Origin of the sequence: Rhodococcus sp. 15-2388-1-1a, from assembly GCF_002259145.1 — a bacterium.
Lineage (GTDB): Bacteria > Actinomycetota > Actinomycetes > Mycobacteriales > Mycobacteriaceae > Rhodococcoides.
On record NZ_NPFP01000032.1, the window covers coordinates 1 to 16,072 of the forward strand.

The following is a 16,072-nucleotide window of genomic DNA, read 5'->3' on the forward strand; positions in this document are numbered from 1 at the left end:
CTTCTAGTTTTTCGACCGACATACGACAGGGCCCGATCTCATCGCGAGATCGGGCCCTGTCGTATGGGTGAGGTTCTTACGCGCCGATCAGACGTGACGCGATGTAGCCCTCGACCTGATCGAGTGCCACACGCTCCTGCGCCATCGTGTCGCGCTCGCGGATGGTGACGGCATGATCGTCGAGGGTGTCGAAGTCGACGGTGATGCAGAACGGGGTGCCGATCTCGTCCTGACGACGGTAGCGGCGACCGATGGCTCCGGCGTCGTCGAATTCGACGTTCCAGTACTGACGCAGTTGCTGCGCAAGGTCTTTCGCCTTGGGCGTCAGATCGGCGTTGCGCGAGAGCGGGAGCACCGCGACCTTGACCGGAGCGAGACGACGGTCCAGCTTGAGCACGACACGCTTGTCGACGCCGCCCTTGGCGTTGGGGGCCTCGTCCTCGGTGTACGCGTCGACGAGGAATGCCATCAGCGAACGCGTCAGTCCTGCGGCCGGCTCGATGACGTACGGGGTGTAGCGGGTGTCGGTGGCCTGCTCGTAGTAGCTCAGGTCCTGACCCGACGCCTTCGAGTGCACCGAGAGGTCGTAGTCGGTGCGGTTCGCGACGCCCTCGAGTTCGCCCCAGGCACTGCCCTGGAAGCCGAACTTGTACTCGATGTCCACGGTGCGCTTGGAGTAGTGCGACAGCTTCTCCTTGGCGTGCTCGTAGAGCCGCAGGTTCTCAGGATCGATACCGAGATCGGTGTACCACTTCATGCGGTAGTCGATCCAGTACTGATGCCACTCGTCGTCCTCGCCCGGCTTGACGAAGAACTCCATCTCCATCTGCTCGAACTCACGGGTGCGGAAGATGAAGTTGCCGGGAGTGATCTCGTTGCGGAAGCTCTTGCCGATCTGCCCGATACCGAACGGGGGCTTCTTGCGTGAGGTGGTCAGCACGTTGGCGAAGTTGACGAAGATGCCCTGTGCGGTCTCGGGACGCAGGTAATGCAGGCCCTCTTCGTTGTCGACCGGGCCGAGGAAGGTCTTGAGCAGTCCCGAGAATGCACGTGGTTCGGTCCAGGAGCCGGGCTCACCGGTCTCGGGGTCGCGAATGTCGGCGAGGCCGTTCTCCGGCGGGTGGCCGTGCTTCTCCTCGTAGGCCTCGATGAGGTGATCGGCGCGATAGCGCTTGTGGGTGTGCAGCGACTCCACCAGCGGGTCGGAGAACGTCTCGACGTGGCCCGACGCCTCCCACACCTGACGCGGCAGGATCACCGAGGAATCCAGCCCGACGGTGTCGTCACGGCTGGTGATCATGTTGCGCCACCACTGCTTCTTGATGTTCTCCTTGAGCTCGACGCCCAGCGGGCCGTAATCCCAGGCCGACTTGGTACCGCCGTAGATCTCGCCGCACGGGTAGACGAGGCCTCTGCGCTTGGCGAGGTTGGCGACGGTTTCGACTTTGGACTTGGGTGCCACTGGCGGAGCTCTCCATCTTCGGTTACATCGTGTAAGAGGTGACGTGGGCGGTTTTCGCCCTGATCAGACTATCTGGCTCGTCGATCGAATCCGAACAGCGGTCGAGTCGGGAAGTTGACATGCGCACCTGTGCATATCACAATGAATACGATTTGCAATAACAACTACTGCACTAACCTGGTGCCATGACGTCGATCGTGCAGGGAGAGTCCGCCGGCAACGAGCCGGCGACCGAAGGAGCCGCAACCGTGTCCACGGACTCGACAGTGGAAGCAAGTTCGACCCACAGGCAGGACCCCGAGCATCCGTTGCACTCCGGCGATCCGTTCGCCGTCGCTCCCCCGGCTCACATTCCGCCGAAGGAGACACTGACTGCGGCGGGCGACATCCTGCGAGCACTCGCGGCTCCGGTACGCATCGCCATCGTGCTGCAGCTGCGCGAGTCCGAGCGATGCGTCCACGAACTCGTCGTCGCCCTCGGTGTCACTCAGCCGTTGATCAGCCAGCACCTTCGGGTACTCAAGGCAGCGGGTGTGGTGCGCGGAGAACGCAACGGCCGTGAGGTCCTGTACAGACTGGTCGACGATCACCTCTCCCACATCGTCGTCGACGCCGTGGCCCACGCCGAGGAAGGCCGGAACCCGTGACCGACAAGTCCACCGATACCGCAACCCCCAGACGACCGGTCGTCGTCGGGGTGCGAGCCACCAAACAGCGCAGCGCGATCTCGGACCTGCTCGACACCATCGAAGAGTTCAAGTCCGCACAGGATCTGCACGACGAATTGCGCAAGCGCGGTGAGGGCATCGGCCTCACCACGGTGTATCGCACACTTCAGACCTTGGCGGACGCCGGGACCGTCGACGTACTCCGCACCGACAACGGCGAGTCGGTCTACCGGCGCTGCTCGTCCGGACATCACCATCACCTGGTGTGCCGCTCGTGTGGTTTCACCGTCGAGGTCGAAGGCCCCACCGTCGAGAAGTGGTCGCAGAGTGTCGCCGAGTCCAACGGCTTCAGCGACGTGAGCCACACGATCGAGATCTTCGGCACCTGCAGTCAGTGCAGCGCTGCCGCTCGGTGAATCCGCTCAGGCGACGGCCTCTGCCACGCGAGGTACCAACGCGTCGATGGCGAACGGAATCGACAGCACCGAGTTGTACGTGATCGCTCCACGCTGATCGGTGGACAACGGAACGATCGCGTCATTCCGTGCAGCGTCGAGCGTTCCGAAGATCGGGTTCTCGGCCACCACGTCGATGTCGTCACCGGTACCGAGGTAGAGCACCAGATCCGCGTCGAGCATCGAGATGTTCTCGGCCCCGACCGGAACGAAGAAGTTGGTGCCGTCGTCCTCGGCGCGGATCGCTTCCGGGACCTCGAAGCCCAGCGAGGTGACGAATGTACCGCGGGCATCACCGGGCAGAAATGCGCCGAACTGGCCGTCGTACGGAAGCACCACTGCTGCCGTCTTGCCTGCGAACTCGGGATGTTCGCTTCGAACCTGCTCGAGCGCAGCGGTGGTCTGCGCATTCAACTCCTCGCCGCGGTCGCGTTCACCCATCGCGCGCGCGATGGTGTCGGTGGCCACCTCACGATCGACGGCATAGGCGGCAGATCCTGCAGGTCGGGCGACAGTCGGCGCGATGCCGCTGAGCCTTTCGTACGTCGCCTCGTCGAAACCTGCATTGAGTCCGGTGATCAGATCCGGTGCCAAAGAGGCGATCAGCTCGAAGTTCGGCTCGGACTCCGAGCCCAACAGCGTCAACGGCGCGTCACCGACCAACTCGTCGGTCCACGGTCCCAGTCCGGTCTCGTAGAACGTGTACCCGGTGTTGCCGACGGGAACGGTGCCGAGCGCGATGACGGCATCGGCGTCGGACACCCCGAGCGTGACGATGCGAGTGGGCTTCTCCGGAATGGTCGTGCTGCCGTAGATGTGATCGATGACCACCGGGAATGCACCGTCCGCCGACTGCGTTGCCGTGTCGCCGGTGTCGGCGGTCGAACAGGCCGTCACCGCCACACCGAGGGCGATCACCGCCACCACAGCCGTGAGCATTCGGGTCCACCGCACAGTCATTTGCATCCGCCTCTACTGGAAGTAAGTACAGGCAAACCTTAGCTGACGGATCAGGGCAGTAGACCCTCACGGGCCTTCTCGACTCCGGCGAGCACCAGAATGAGCATCGTCAACATTGCCTCGTCGTCCAGGCCGCTCGCGGGAAAGGTGTAGCGCAACAACACATCTGCGAGCTTGTCATGGGTGTTGACCGAGATCGCACCGAACTGCGAATCCGCATTGCGGTCGGCAACTTTCTTGTGCAGAGCCGGCTTCAGCGGCCGGTCCCACGCCAGGACAGCCGTCAGCGAGAGCACCTCGAGTTCGGGCGAGAGTCGAACGGCACGCAGCGAGCACAGAGCGCCCGCGTAGTCGAAACCGAGAGAACCCTCGTCACCGAGTGTGACCGTCGCGAACTGCGAGAGCGCCAACTGGGCACGGGCCTGCAACGAAAGCCCCTCGTCGGGCGCCCCGTTCGCGATGTCACTCATATTTGACTCCACCGAATCGTCGGTCCCGCGAGGCGTATTCGATACACGCCTCCCACAGATCCCGACGGTCGAAATCCGGGAAGAGCTTCTTCTGGAACACGAACTCCGCATAGGCCGACTGCCAGAGCAAGAAGTTCGACGTCCGCTGCTCCCCCGACGGACGCAGAAACAGATCCACGTCGGGCATATCCGCTTCGTCGAGGTACTTGGCGACGGTGGCCTCGGTGATCTTCTCGGGGTTCAGCTTGCCCGCGGCCACCTGCCGAGCGATTTCCCTTGTGGCATCGGCAATCTCGGCTCGGCCACCGTAGTTGACGCACATCGTCAACGTCATCACGGTGTTGTGCTTCGTCAACTCCTCGGCAACTTCGAGTTCCTTGATGACACTGCCCCACAACCTCGGTCGACGGCCGGCCCAGCGAACTCGGACACCCATCTCGTTCATCTCGTCGCGTCGACGACGAATGACGTCACGATTGAAGCCCATCAGGAACTTGACCTCGTCGGGACTGCGCTTCCAGTTCTCCGTCGAGAATGCGTACGCGGACAACCACTGCACCCCGATCTCGATGCACCCGCACACGGTGTCCATGAGGACCGCTTCGCCCTGCTCGTGCCCCGCGGTGCGCGGCAGACCACGATCCTGTGCCCATCGACCGTTGCCGTCCATCACCAGTGCGACATGGCGAGGAATCAGTTCCGGCTGCAGGATGGGCGGCCGAGCGCCCGACGGATGCGGATCGGGAGGGCGCACTGCCGACTGTTCGTCAGGCCGGGGTTGCGGCTCTCGTCGTCGAATCACGGTCCCCATCCTGCCCGACGGTGTCGGCGAACACGGAGTCAGGTTGCGCCAGCGGCACCTGATGCGGGTGCGAGCGTTCGATGAGCGGAAGTGTGCGCAACTGTCGTTCCAGATGCCATTGCAGATGCGCCGCCACCAGTCCGCTGGCCTGCTTGCGGACGGCGTCGGAGGTGGTGACGGTGTAGTCCCACTCCCCTCGTTCGAGCGCGACCATCAGATCGAGAACCCCGCTCGACGGCGTCGCCGATCCCGGCGGACGGCAATGCACGCACACGGCTCCACCGGCAGCGACATGGAACGCTCGATGCGGCCCCACCGCTGCGCACCGCGCGCAGTCGGTCAGTGCGGGAGCCCATCCGGCGAAACCCATCGCGCGCAGCAGGTACGCGTCGAGGACCAGTTCGGGAGGCCTGACGTGCTGCGCGAGGGCCCGCAGGGCACCGACGGTCAACTGATGCAGCCGCTGCGCGGGTGCGTGCTCCTCGCCTGCCAGCCGCTCGGCGGTTTCGAGAACCGCACATCCGGTGGTGTAGCGACCGTAGTCGGCCACGATGTCTCCGCCGAACGCGTCGACCGTGTGCACCTGGGTGACGATGTCGAGGTTGCGTCCCGGGTAGAGCAGAACGTCGATGTGCGCAAACGGTTCCAGCCGCGCACCGAACTTGGATTTGGTGCGGCGAACCCCCTTGGCGACGGCCCGCACGATTCCGTTCTCCCTGGTCAACAACGTGACGATGCGATCGGCCTCACCCAGCTTGTGCTGGCGCAGGACGACTGCGTTGTCACGGTATGGCCTCACGTCATCCAGTGTCCCACGCGCGCTGCGGCGGTGACCGTTCCCGCGCTGACGAGAAGTCGATACTGTGCAGGCGTGGATTTTCATCGGTCGACTCTCGTTGCCCAGGCTGCCGCTCTCGCGTCGGGTCACATCACGTCGGTACAGGCGGTCACCGAATCACTCGATCGCATCGAGAAGAGTCAACCCACGCTCAACGCGTTCCGCATCGTGCGCCGCGACGCCGCTCTCGCCGAGGCAGCCGAAGCGGATCGCCTGCGCGCCGACGGCACCACCGCTCCCCTGCTCGGCGTTCCCATCGCCGTCAAGGACGACGTCGATGTCACGGGCGAACCGACCGCCTTCGGTTGCGCGGGCGACTTCCCACCCGCAACCTCGGATTCGGAGGTGGTGCGCAGACTGCGTGCTGCCGGAGCGGTCATCGTCGGAAAGACCAACAGCCCGGAACTCGGCCAGTGGCCGTTCACCGGCGGTATCTTCGGGCACACACGCAATCCGTGGGACCGCGAGCGCACCCCCGGCGGCTCCTCGGGCGGTAGCTCTGCAGCAGTGGCTGCCGAATTGGTCTCTGCCGCTCTGGGTTCCGACGGTGCAGGCTCGGTGCGGATTCCGGCCTCGTGGACGAACCTGGTGGGGATCAAGCCGCAACGCGGACGCATCTCGTCGTGGCCGGAGCCCGAGGCATTCAACGGCATCACCGTCATCGGCCCGCTCGCACGTACCGTGGCCGACGCAGCCCTGCTCCTCGATGTGGTCTCGGGCAGTCACGACGGAGATCTGCATCGTCCGGCTCCGCTGACCGTCTCCGACGCCGTCGGGCGCGATCCGGGTTCGCTGCGGATAGCGCTCAGCCTACGCAAGCCGTTCATCCCGACGCCCGCACCACTGGACCCGGAGATCGCCGCTGCCGCGTACGAGATGGCAGCGGTGCTGCGATTGCTCGGACACCGCGTGGTCGTCGACGACCCGGCGTACGGAATGTTGTTGGGGCTCAACTTCTTACCGCGCTCGCTCGCAGGCGTGGCGACCTGGCTCGACCGCCTTCCCGATCCGTCTCTCGCCGACCCGAGGACCCGGGCCAACGCCAAGAGCGGCCGGGCACTCGCCGGAGCCCCGTTGCGCGCAGCCCGTGCGGCCGAACCGCGCATCGGACGCCGCGTCGGCCGGTTCTTCGACGAGTACGACGTCGTACTCGCCCCGACGACGGCTACTCCGCCGCCGCGGATCGAGGCCATCGACGGCATCTCCAACGCCGATACCGATCGGGTCATCACCGAACACTGCCCGTACACCTGGCCGTGGAACGTGCTCGGCTGGCCGAGCGTCAACGTGCCCGCAGGATTCACCGCCGCCGGCCTACCCATCGGCCTGCAGTTGATGGGCCACGAATCCTCCGAGCCGCTTCTGGTATCGGTCGCCGCTCAACTCGAGAACGTGCTGCAGTGGCACCGCAAGCGCCCCGATCCCTGGTGGACCCAGGTGAGCGAAACCTCGTAGCCCACACCGAACTTCTGCGCACAGCGGCCCGGGCGCACGTCAACGAATCAGTTGTACCGTCCGATCGAGCGCCGCCCGCAACGCACCGCCCTCCTCCGCGGCCATGCGTACGGCATGGCCCGCACCGTTCGGCAGCTCCGTCGCGGCCAGGTGCACACCGTCCACGTCCGACGTGGACGGCACGGTCGCCGATGATCCCAGCACATACACGGTGCCGAAGGCCCGAAGCGAGCGCGGCCACAGAGTCGCGTTCAGCTGCTGGGCGTCGACCATCAGTGGTTCCTCACCCTCGAAGCAACGGAGCCGGACAGTGGAGCTGATGCTGCCCACGTCGTCCGCGCTCAGTTCGGGATGCAACACGAAGGCGTCCACGACGACGGCGGAACCGTCGCCGATCTCTATCTCGGTCACCTGAACGAAGTGCGCATGCCACATGAGAATTCTCGGCTCGGGACGATGAACCAGCCGACCATCGCCTCGCAAACGCAGCACTGTCGACTCCGTTGCCGCTGCGCAGCCAGGCTTTCCCGTCACCATCATCGCGCCTTGGCCGAGGACCTGAACCCAAGCGCCCGAACCGACCTCGATGCGTTGCTCGATCACATCACCGGGGTGGATCGACGCCCCCGAGTTCTGCACGATCACCGAACCGGAACCGGAATGTGGCCCGGGAAACAGGCGACCCACCGACTGCGGCCAGCGGTAACGCTTCCGGTCGAACACCGTCCGTCCGCCCACGCTCTCGAACGACAGATCCAGTGATCGCGAGATCACACGAACAACACATCGCGATCGAGGTGCGCCACCACCGCGGAAATTCCATCGCCTGTGCGGGCATTGGTGAGTGCGATCGGCTTTCCGGCGCGCACCGCGTCCGCCTCGTGCAGCATGCGCGAAAGATCCACGCCCACATACGGGGCAAGGTCGATCTTGTTGATCACCAACAGATCACACCGAACCACACCAGGTCCTCGTTTGCGGGGGATGTCGTCTCCGCCGGCGACGTCGATCACGAAGATCCAGTAGTCGACCAGATCCCGAGAGAACGTGGAGGCCAAATTGTCTCCACCGCTTTCGAGCAGAATCACCTCGGTGTTCGGAAACTGCGCCTCCAACTCGTCGGCGGCCGCCATGTTGAGCGACGGGTCCTCGCGAATCACCGTGTGTGGACATCCTCCCGCTTCCACCGCACGTACCCGCGCGGGGTCGATCAGGCCGCTGCGTTTGACTCGTTCGGCGTCTTCCGCCGTGACTAGATCGTTCGTGATGACCGAGATGGATCGATCGGCCGCGCCGAAGACGGCGATGAGTTGTTCGACGAGGGCGGTCTTTCCCGATCCGACGGGTCCGCCGATTCCGATACGTGCTGCGCGTCGGTAACTCATCGGAGCAGATACCTCCTCGAGAAGGGGACGGTGGTCGCGGGTTCACCGGTCAGCAGTACGCCATCTGCCCTGACGTCGAAGGTTCGTGGATCGACCTCGACCACCGGAAGTGCCGAATTGCGCACCATGTCGGATTTGCGCAGTCCGCGGACCGACGCGATGGGTACGACGCGTTTGCGCAGACCCAGTCGGTCGGCGACACCAGCGTCGACGGCAAGCGAGGACATGAAGACCAGTCCGAGTTCGGCCGATGCTGTACCGAGCGCACCCCAGTTGGGCCGACTCACCACCGGCTGCGATCGCGAGATACTGCCCGCTGCATCCCCGAGCGCGGCCCACGCGACAAAGCCGTTCTTCATGACCACCTCGGGTTTGACGCCGAAGAATGCCGGTGACCACAGAACCAGATCGGCCACCTTCCCCACTTCGACGGACCCGATGTGCTCGGCGGCACCGATCGAAAGAGCGGGATTGACAGTCAGTTTTGCGATGTAGCGCTTGACTCGCTCGTTGTCGGCTGCCTCGGTCGTCTCCTCGGGCAGTCGTCCCACCCGCTGCTTCATCACATCCGCCAGTTGCCAACAGTTGGCGATGTTCTCGGCCACTCGGCCCATTCCCTGTGTATCGCTTCCGAAGATCGAGATCGCGCCCATGTCGTGCAGAAAGTCCTCGGCGACCATCGTCTGTGGACGAATTCGCGCTTCGGCGAACGCCACGTCCTCCGGTGCCTGCCAGTTCATGTTGTGCGCGGCCATCGTCATCGGTATTCCCTCGTCGAGGGCGTACGCGGTGTATGGGTTGGTGGGGTTGGTCGACGCCGGGATGACGTTGTCGTAACCGACGCATCTGATGAGGTCGGGAGCGTGTCCCCCGCCTGCACCTTCGACGTGATACATGTGGATCGTCCGGTCGCCGATGGTGTTCATGGTCGTCTCCGCGAACCCGAACTCGTTGATCGAGTCGGTGTGCAGGTGCACAGCGAAGTCGGCGGAATCTGCTGCGCGCAGGGTCTTGTCGATCACCGCAGGTGATGCGCCGAAGTCCTCGTGGATCTTGACCGCCCCTGCGCCGGCCGCTACCGATTCCAGGACTGCCCGCTCGTCGGAGGCACCTCTGCCGAAGGCCACGAAGTTCATCGGGGTGTGTTCACCACCGCGAAGAAACAGTCCGAGATTGCGCGCACTTCCGGTTCCCACCTCGAACGCCGGGCCGGGCGAGCCTCCGATCAGAGTGGTCGTCCCGGTCGCCAGCGCGTGTTCGCTCTGCTGGGGAGAGATCAGGTGAGCGTGAGTTTCGATGGCACCGGCCGTGACGATCAGCCCCGCTGCCGGAATCGGCGTCGTCATGTGCCCGACGACCATGCCCTCGGTGACGTCGGGCATCACATCGGGATTGCCTGCCTTGCCGATGCCCGCGATGAGGCCACCGCGAATACCGATGTCGGCCTTGATTACTCCCTGCACCGCATCGATCACCGTAGCCCCGATGAAGACGTAATCGAGTGCGCCGTCCGATGCCGTCGAGGTCGGCCGGTAACCCTCCCCGTCACGCACGTTCTTTCCCGCCCCCGCCAGCAGCTCGTACCCGGGCGTGGTCAGATCACGCTCGACCTCGACGAACAAAGACGAATCTGCGAGCCGAATCCGGTCTCCGACCGTCGGGCCGAACATACGCACATACGAGGCCCGGTGGATCGCGATGTCGCCGGTGTTCATGAGGACCCTGCCGCCGTCGCGTTCTCGTTCTCGTCCAGCGGGCCGTCGACCAGCCCCCGAAAGCCATGCACCACACGCTCACCCGAGATCGGAACCAGCGGCACAACGACTGCCATTCCGGGCTCGAACCTCACCCCCGCCCCCGAGGCAACGGCCAGCTTGCGTCCCCACGTGGCGCGTCGGTCGAATTCCAAGGACTCGTTGGCCTCGAAGAAGTGTGTCTGACTGCGCACTTGAACGTCGCGATCTCCCCTGTTGACGACGGTGACGGTGGTGATCTCGGCACCGTCGAACAGCACCACGGGATGGTCGGCAAGGATGATCTCGCCGGGGACGACATCGCCTGCCGCGGGGGCAATGGGGTCGACCACGGTGATCAGCTTCGTGCCTTCGGCGAACGGCGCGTCCACCATGAGCATGTCCACCAGCGCTGCAACTCCGTCCTGAACCTGCGCTGCGGTGAGCAGGTGACCGGCGTGATCGATCACGTCCTCGAAGCTCAGATCCTTGCGGGCGGCGAGCAGGATTTCGTCGGTCAGATACGCGACTGCCTCAGGATGCGACAGGCGAACACCGTCGCGCAGATGTCGCCGGGCGAACTCGGCTGCGGTGAAGATGGTCAACCGCTCGCTCTCGGTGGGAGTGAGGTTCACGATCGAATTCCGTTCTGGGGTAGGTGTATCGACGTCAACTGGCAAATAGTCGAGCGCCGTCGCCGCGTCGCTGAGCGGAGATGTCTGCGAAGGCACTGAAGGAATACAGAGCGGCCCCTGAAGACGGGTCGCTCAGCACGTCGGCAATCGTCGGCTCGAGGTCGGCCAGAACGCGCTGGGCTCCGAGGTGGCCCACGATTCCGAGCCGAAGGCCTGCACTGGCGATCCCCGACACGGCTTGCCAGACGCTCACCGTTTCCGCCGACTCCAGCGACAGGCCTGCCACACGGAAACACAGTGCCTGGGCCACCGGCAGATGGCCTGGAACGACCCCGAGAAGCACCGACCGGCGGTAATCGGCAATGTCCTCGTATCCGAGTGCAGCGAAGGTCCCCAAGACCGCTGCACCCGCCCGCCGCGAGCCTTCGCGCAGAACCGACATCGTGCTGTGCACCTCGCATCGTCGGTCGGCGAGCTCGGCGGCTCCGCGGGGCCACGCCGCCCTCAGTACTCGGCGATCGACGGTGTTCCAGCGTCCGAGCACCTGCTCGCGCGCAAATGCCCCCAATCCCGACTCGTCGGTCACGAAGCCGTCGCGGTACGAACCTTCGAGCCCCGACGAGAACGCAAAGCCGCCGGAGGGAAAAGCACTGTCTCCCAGACGCAGCGTCATCAGCACCTCGGAAACAGTCACTGCGGCTGCACTTCCACCGACCCGCCGGCGACGAGGTCGGCAATTCGATTCAGATAGTCGCTTTCCTCACCTTCCATCGACACTTCGACGACATCGTCGGTCATGGAGGATTTCCAATGCAGGTGGCCGGCGAGAAAACCGAGCCGTAGTGCCCCCGATACCGAGGTTGCGCGCAGCACCAGTACCCGGGGTTCGCCTGCGCGGACCACCACTGCACGCTCGGACTCGAGCAGCAGCACCGAACCATCTTGCACCCGATGCTCGCGACCGAGTGCGATGCGATAGTAACGCCCGGCATCGGAGCTCACGCGAAGTCGAGTCCGATCCATGTCCTCTGCCGGGATGTGTACGTATTCGACGAAACCGTCGTGCCGTAGCCGGTGAATATGCTCCGCGAGCGACGGCTCGGACTCGTGCCCGACGATCGACTCGACGACGGGCCCCTCGATGTCGGCGGACGTCACGTCACCGAACCGCGCTGCTCGCCGCGACGACTGGAGCGATTCGCCCGACTACATCCGATGACTGCTCCAGCGCGTAGCCCACCCTCAGTATCTCGGCCTCGTAGAACGGCTTTCCGATGATCTGAACGCCGATCGGCAAGCCCTCGGCCGAGAACTCCGCGGGTACCTGCAGTGCGGGGAGACCAGTAACGTTCGCCGGAGCCGACATTCGCGAGTACGCGCTGGTCGAACCCTCCACGGTTCCATCCTCCCATTGGAAGAAGGGATCGCTGCGTAGCGATGCGACACCGGGAACAGTCGGGGCCAGCAACACGTCAATCGTCGAGTACATGTCCCGCCATGCCTCCTGAATTCGCGTACGCAGGCGGACCGCATTGATGTAATCGGTCGCGAGAATTGCTTCGCCCGCTTCGACCAACGTTCGCACTTCGTCGGTGAACAGTTCCGGCGACTGACGCGTCGAATCCATATGGTAGGCACTGGCTTCGGCGGTCAGAATCGCCCACTCTACCGGCAGGACGTACTCTGCGAGCGGCACCTCGACCTCCACCAGAATCGCGCCGAGTCGTTCGAGCGCTTCCGCGGCGCGATGCGCCACTTCGGTGACCTGCGGCTGAACGTTGTGGGTGTAGAAGTTCGACGGTATGCCGATTCGAGTCCCGGCGACTCCGTCCGTTATGCCCGCGAGGAAATCGGGAACCGGCATATCGACGGACGCCGGGTCGCGTCGGTCGTAGCCAGACATCGCACCCAGCACCAGAGCCGCGTCGGAGACGTTGCGGGTCAACGGTCCTACGTGATCGAGAGACCACGACAGCGAAGCGACTCCAGCTCGAGACGCGCGTCCGAATGTGGGCTTGAGACCGACCGTCCCGCAGACACCGGCGGGGATTCTGATCGATCCGCCGGTGTCGCTACCCAGCGCGACGTGCACCACGCCAGCGCCGACTGCGGCTCCTGAACCACCGCTGGAGCCGCCGGGCGTACGAGTGACGTCCCAGGGGTTTCCCGCAGTTGGAGTCGTTGCACCGTAGGCAAATTCGTGCGTCTGGGTCTTTCCGACCATGATCATTCCGGCGTCGTACAGCTTGGCCACCGAAGCACTGTCGGCCGTCGGCACGTTCGCGGCACGCTGCTGGGAGCTCGACGTCGTCAGAATTCCCGCGGTGTCGTACAGATCTTTCACACCGAGCGGGATTCCGTGCAACGGACCACGGTAGTGGCCGCTGCCGATTTCTTGCTCGACCTCTGCTGCTCGAGTCAGAGCTTCCTCGCCCGTGACGGTGACGAATGCCGTGATCGCGGGCTCCACCTCGGCAAGACGGTCGAGAGAGGACTGAGTGACTTCGATGGGCGATACCTCCCGGGTGCGGATCTTCTCGGCTACCTCGGTGAGGGAGAGTTCGTACAACTGCATGTCGGTGGTCCTTTCGTACGACGAGTGAATTCCGGTACGGCAGCGTTCAGGTCCAGGAGGCCTTGAACGCCGCAGCGGGGACGGTCTCTCCGATGCCCGTGACGCTTGCCTTCCGGATGAGTTCGAGCGTGCTGCGATAAACCTCGAATTTGTCCTCGAAGCGCTCCGGCTCGATGTCGAGTCCCGCGTACTCGAAAACTGCTGCCAATTGTTCGCGGGTGGGACCGAAATCCTGTGCGCTCATGGTTGGACTCTTTCTCTCTCGGTGATGACAGGTACCGCTGCGGCACTGTCGGTCAGGGACTGGTACGAGTTGCCCACGGCCAGCGCGAGTGCTTCCTCGAACGGTGGCGTCATGATCTGCAGTCCGATCGGCAATCCTGCGGAATCGAACCCGGCCGGTACCGTCAGCGCCGGCATCCCGGTCACGTTCGCCGGAACCGTCAGAGCATTCAGGCCGTTGAGTATGTCGATATCTTTGCCTGCCAACGCCATTCGCGATGCACCGAACGGTGGCGCGGTGGTGGCGGTGGTCGGTGAGAGCAACGCGTCCACCGAACCGAACATCCTATGCATACCGTCGAGCACTACCGACCGCGCTCGTTGTGCGTCGACGTATGCGACACCGCTGTGAAGGTGGCCCACCCGAAGAGCGTCGACCACATCGGACCCGAACAGATCCGGGCGTTCGTTCGCACGGGCCTGGTGCAGCGATGCGGCCTCCACGGACGCGATGACGCCGACGATGTCGGGGCAGAGCTCGACTCCGTCGAAGCGCACCGGAACGATGGTGGCACCGGCGGTTTCGAGTATCCGCACAGCAGTGTCGAACGCCGCTGCCACGTCCGGATCGAGACGGTCGGTGAAGTAGCGTTCACTGACCCCCAGCCGCAGGCCGCGGACTCCCCTGTCAAGCTGTGCGGTGAAATCCGGCACTTCGATCGCGGTGCTGTACGGGTCGAGTGGGTCATGCCCTGCCAACACACCGAGCATCGTCGCGCAGTCGGCGACCGTCGTCGTCAGCGGACCGGCGTGATCGAGTGTCCAGCTCAGGACCGTGACTCCGCGCTTGCTGATCCGGCCGTAGGTGGCCTTCATTCCGGTAACCCCGCACAGAGCTGCCGGTATCCGAATCGACCCGCCGGTGTCGGTCCCCATCGCAGCCGGGACGAGCCGAGCCGCAACGGATGCACCCGAGCCACCGCTCGACCCTCCGGGCACCCGATCGAGCGCCCACGGGTTCCGTGTAGGCGGAGTGTTGACCCCGTACGCGTATTCGTGGGTGGTGGTCTTGCCGAGCACGATGCCATCGGCGGCACGCAGCCGAGCAACGGTCTCCGAATCTTCCTGCGCCGGAGCATCCGATGAGGCGAGCGAACCCGACCGGGTCGGGATTCCCTCGACGTCGTACAGATCCTTGACGGCGAAAGGCACGCCTCGCATCGGTCCTCCGGGTTCCCCGCGCCGAATGGAATCACGTTGACGTTCGGCCACCGCCCGAGCCTCCGACGCGTTCACCACGACGAAAGACTCCAGGTCGTCGTCCATCTCAGCGATTCGGGCGAGGTATGCATCGACGACGGCAACCGGGTCCAGAACTCCGGACTCGACTCGGCGGTGAATATCGGTCACCGACGCGGCCAGCGGGTCGAGGTCGTCGCGGGCACTGTCAGCACTCATCACAGCTCCTGTCCATGGTCAAGTGCAGCGGTAGCGGTGTCTCCACGGTCAGTGCGGACGCGAGACGGTGTGCCGACTCGATCGCCGCCGACGCCGCGACGTCGGCCAGAGTTCCGCCAACGAGCTCGCCAGACACCGAGCGAGCTGCCAACGCTGCTGCTGCCCAATGCTTCTCGGTCATCGCGTTACCCCGATCGTCGGTTCCAGTACTGCATCGACGAGGGTGCGAGTGATGTCGGTCCTCGGGTTTGTCAGCAGCTCGTCCACGGGTCCGGATTCGACCAGCTTTCCGCGGTCGAGTACTCCTGCGCGGTCGCACATGTGCTCCACCAGCGCGAGGTTGTGCGTGATGAGCAACAGAGTGAGTCCGCGTTCGGCCTGCAAGTCCTTGAGCAGGTTCAGAATCTGAGCCTGGACCGACACGTCCAGAGCGGCGGTCGGCTCGTCGAGAACGATGAAGTCGGGATCGGTGATCAGAGCGCGCGCGATACCGAGACGTTGCCGCTGACCGCCCGAGAATTCGTGAATGTAGCGGTCGTAGTGCGACGGTTCCATGCCGACCCGATCGAACATCTCGAGCACCGCGGCGCGGATGTCCTTCTTGGCGACGAGCTGAAACCGTTCGAGGGCATACCCGACCTGGGAGCCGACGCTACGGCGCGGATTGAACGCGGAGCCCGAATCCTGGAAGACGATCTGCATGTTCTTGCGGTAGCGACGCATGTCCAACGGGCTGAGCGCTGCAATGTCGTTGCCGTCGAACAGCACCGATCCCGAGGTCACCGTTTCCAGTGCCAACACCATGCGTCCGGTCGTTGTCTTGCCCGAGCCGGATTCGCCGATCAACCCGAACGTTTCGCCCCGTCCGATATCGAAGCTGACGTCGTCGACGGCCACGAAATCTGTCATGGATCGGCCGTCACCTCGAACGCGGTAGACCTTTCGTAGATCACG

19 protein-coding genes are annotated in these 16,072 nt (G+C 64.4%); 3 read left to right on the plus strand and 16 right to left on the minus strand.

Annotated elements, in window-relative coordinates; translation table 11 throughout:
* Positions 1-76: 76 nt before the first annotated feature.
* Entirely contained in the window at positions 77-1,462 is a 1,386-nt protein-coding gene (locus CH302_RS18240; protein WP_032379159.1) for a glycine--tRNA ligase, read from the minus strand.
* A 185-nt stretch (positions 1,463-1,647) separates the two neighbouring features.
* On the opposite strand from CH302_RS18240, the gene CH302_RS18245 reads away from it, so the two are divergent.
* A complete protein-coding gene (locus CH302_RS18245; RefSeq protein WP_306437421.1) occupies positions 1,648-2,109 on the plus strand; it encodes an ArsR/SmtB family transcription factor in 462 nt (153 codons plus the stop codon).
* Positions 2,106-2,546, plus strand: coding sequence for a Fur family transcriptional regulator (locus CH302_RS18250; RefSeq protein WP_037193030.1), 441 nt, complete (start codon positions 2,106-2,108; stop codon positions 2,544-2,546). The genes CH302_RS18245 and CH302_RS18250 overlap by 4 nt, the downstream gene beginning before the upstream one ends.
* A gap of 6 nt (positions 2,547-2,552) precedes the next feature.
* Here the strand turns inward: CH302_RS18250 and CH302_RS18255 are convergent, their stop codons facing one another.
* From CH302_RS18255 to recO, 4 genes are read right to left on the minus strand one after another with little or no spacing between them, the layout of a single operon-like run.
* A complete protein-coding gene (locus CH302_RS18255; protein ID WP_037193032.1) occupies positions 2,553-3,545 on the minus strand; it encodes an iron-siderophore ABC transporter substrate-binding protein in 993 nt (330 codons plus the stop codon).
* A 50-nt stretch (positions 3,546-3,595) separates the two neighbouring features.
* The gene (locus CH302_RS18260; protein WP_037193034.1) at positions 3,596-4,015 is read right to left on the minus strand and encodes a hypothetical protein; all 420 of its coding nucleotides are present in this window, start codon (positions 4,013-4,015) and stop codon (positions 3,596-3,598) included.
* Positions 4,008-4,826, minus strand: coding sequence for an isoprenyl transferase (locus tag CH302_RS18265; RefSeq protein ID WP_052047848.1), 819 nt, complete (start codon positions 4,824-4,826; stop codon positions 4,008-4,010). Before CH302_RS18265 ends, CH302_RS18260 begins: the two co-directional genes overlap by 8 nt.
* Positions 4,783-5,616: a DNA repair protein RecO gene (recO, locus tag CH302_RS18270; protein ID WP_032368171.1), complete on the minus strand. Its 834-nt coding sequence runs from the start codon at positions 5,614-5,616 to the stop codon at positions 4,783-4,785. Before recO ends, CH302_RS18265 begins: the two co-directional genes overlap by 44 nt.
* A gap of 72 nt (positions 5,617-5,688) precedes the next feature.
* Between recO and CH302_RS18275 the strand changes: the two genes are divergently transcribed.
* Positions 5,689-7,110, plus strand: a complete 1,422-nt coding sequence (locus CH302_RS18275) for an amidase (RefSeq protein ID WP_037193036.1) — start codon at positions 5,689-5,691, stop codon at positions 7,108-7,110.
* 39 nt (positions 7,111-7,149) lie between these two features.
* Here CH302_RS18275 and CH302_RS18280 read toward each other — a convergent pair whose 3' ends face one another.
* Genes CH302_RS18280 through CH302_RS18330 form a run of 11 tightly spaced genes read right to left on the minus strand, consistent with a single transcriptional unit; the run spans position 7,150 to position 16,027 of the window.
* On the minus strand, positions 7,150-7,884 hold the full coding sequence (locus CH302_RS18280; RefSeq protein WP_052047849.1) for an urease accessory protein UreD: 735 nt from the start codon (positions 7,882-7,884) through the stop codon (positions 7,150-7,152).
* Positions 7,881-8,495, minus strand: a complete 615-nt coding sequence (ureG, locus tag CH302_RS18285; protein ID WP_037193038.1) for an urease accessory protein UreG — start codon at positions 8,493-8,495, stop codon at positions 7,881-7,883. Before ureG ends, CH302_RS18280 begins: the two co-directional genes overlap by 4 nt.
* On the minus strand, positions 8,492-10,210 hold the full coding sequence (gene ureC / locus CH302_RS18290) for an urease subunit alpha (protein ID WP_037193040.1): 1,719 nt from the start codon (positions 10,208-10,210) through the stop codon (positions 8,492-8,494). The genes ureG and ureC overlap by 4 nt, the downstream gene beginning before the upstream one ends.
* Complete coding sequence (ureB, locus tag CH302_RS18295) at positions 10,207-10,863, minus strand: urease subunit beta (RefSeq protein WP_037193042.1); 657 nt, start codon at positions 10,861-10,863, stop codon at positions 10,207-10,209. The genes ureC and ureB overlap by 4 nt, the downstream gene beginning before the upstream one ends.
* A 34-nt stretch (positions 10,864-10,897) precedes the next feature.
* Positions 10,898-11,557 (minus strand): urease accessory protein UreF, encoded by a 660-nt coding sequence (locus CH302_RS18300; RefSeq protein ID WP_230596342.1) that lies wholly within the window; start codon positions 11,555-11,557, stop codon positions 10,898-10,900.
* Positions 11,554-12,021 (minus strand): urease accessory protein UreE, encoded by a 468-nt coding sequence (locus CH302_RS18305; protein WP_230596343.1) that lies wholly within the window; start codon positions 12,019-12,021, stop codon positions 11,554-11,556. Before CH302_RS18305 ends, CH302_RS18300 begins: the two co-directional genes overlap by 4 nt.
* 1 nt (position 12,022) lies before the next feature.
* Positions 12,023-13,438, minus strand: a complete 1,416-nt coding sequence (locus CH302_RS18310) for an Asp-tRNA(Asn)/Glu-tRNA(Gln) amidotransferase GatCAB subunit A (RefSeq protein WP_037193046.1) — start codon at positions 13,436-13,438, stop codon at positions 12,023-12,025.
* A gap of 46 nt (positions 13,439-13,484) precedes the next feature.
* Complete coding sequence (locus tag CH302_RS18315; RefSeq protein WP_037193048.1) at positions 13,485-13,682, minus strand: hypothetical protein; 198 nt, start codon at positions 13,680-13,682, stop codon at positions 13,485-13,487.
* Positions 13,679-15,118, minus strand: coding sequence for an amidase (locus tag CH302_RS18320; RefSeq protein ID WP_037193050.1), 1,440 nt, complete (start codon positions 15,116-15,118; stop codon positions 13,679-13,681). The genes CH302_RS18315 and CH302_RS18320 overlap by 4 nt, the downstream gene beginning before the upstream one ends.
* A complete protein-coding gene (locus CH302_RS18325) occupies positions 15,108-15,299 on the minus strand; it encodes a hypothetical protein (RefSeq protein ID WP_037193053.1) in 192 nt (63 codons plus the stop codon). The genes CH302_RS18320 and CH302_RS18325 overlap by 11 nt, the downstream gene beginning before the upstream one ends.
* Positions 15,296-16,027, minus strand: coding sequence for an ATP-binding cassette domain-containing protein (locus CH302_RS18330; protein ID WP_230596344.1), 732 nt, complete (start codon positions 16,025-16,027; stop codon positions 15,296-15,298). The genes CH302_RS18325 and CH302_RS18330 overlap by 4 nt, the downstream gene beginning before the upstream one ends.
* Positions 16,028-16,072 lie beyond the last annotated feature (45 nt).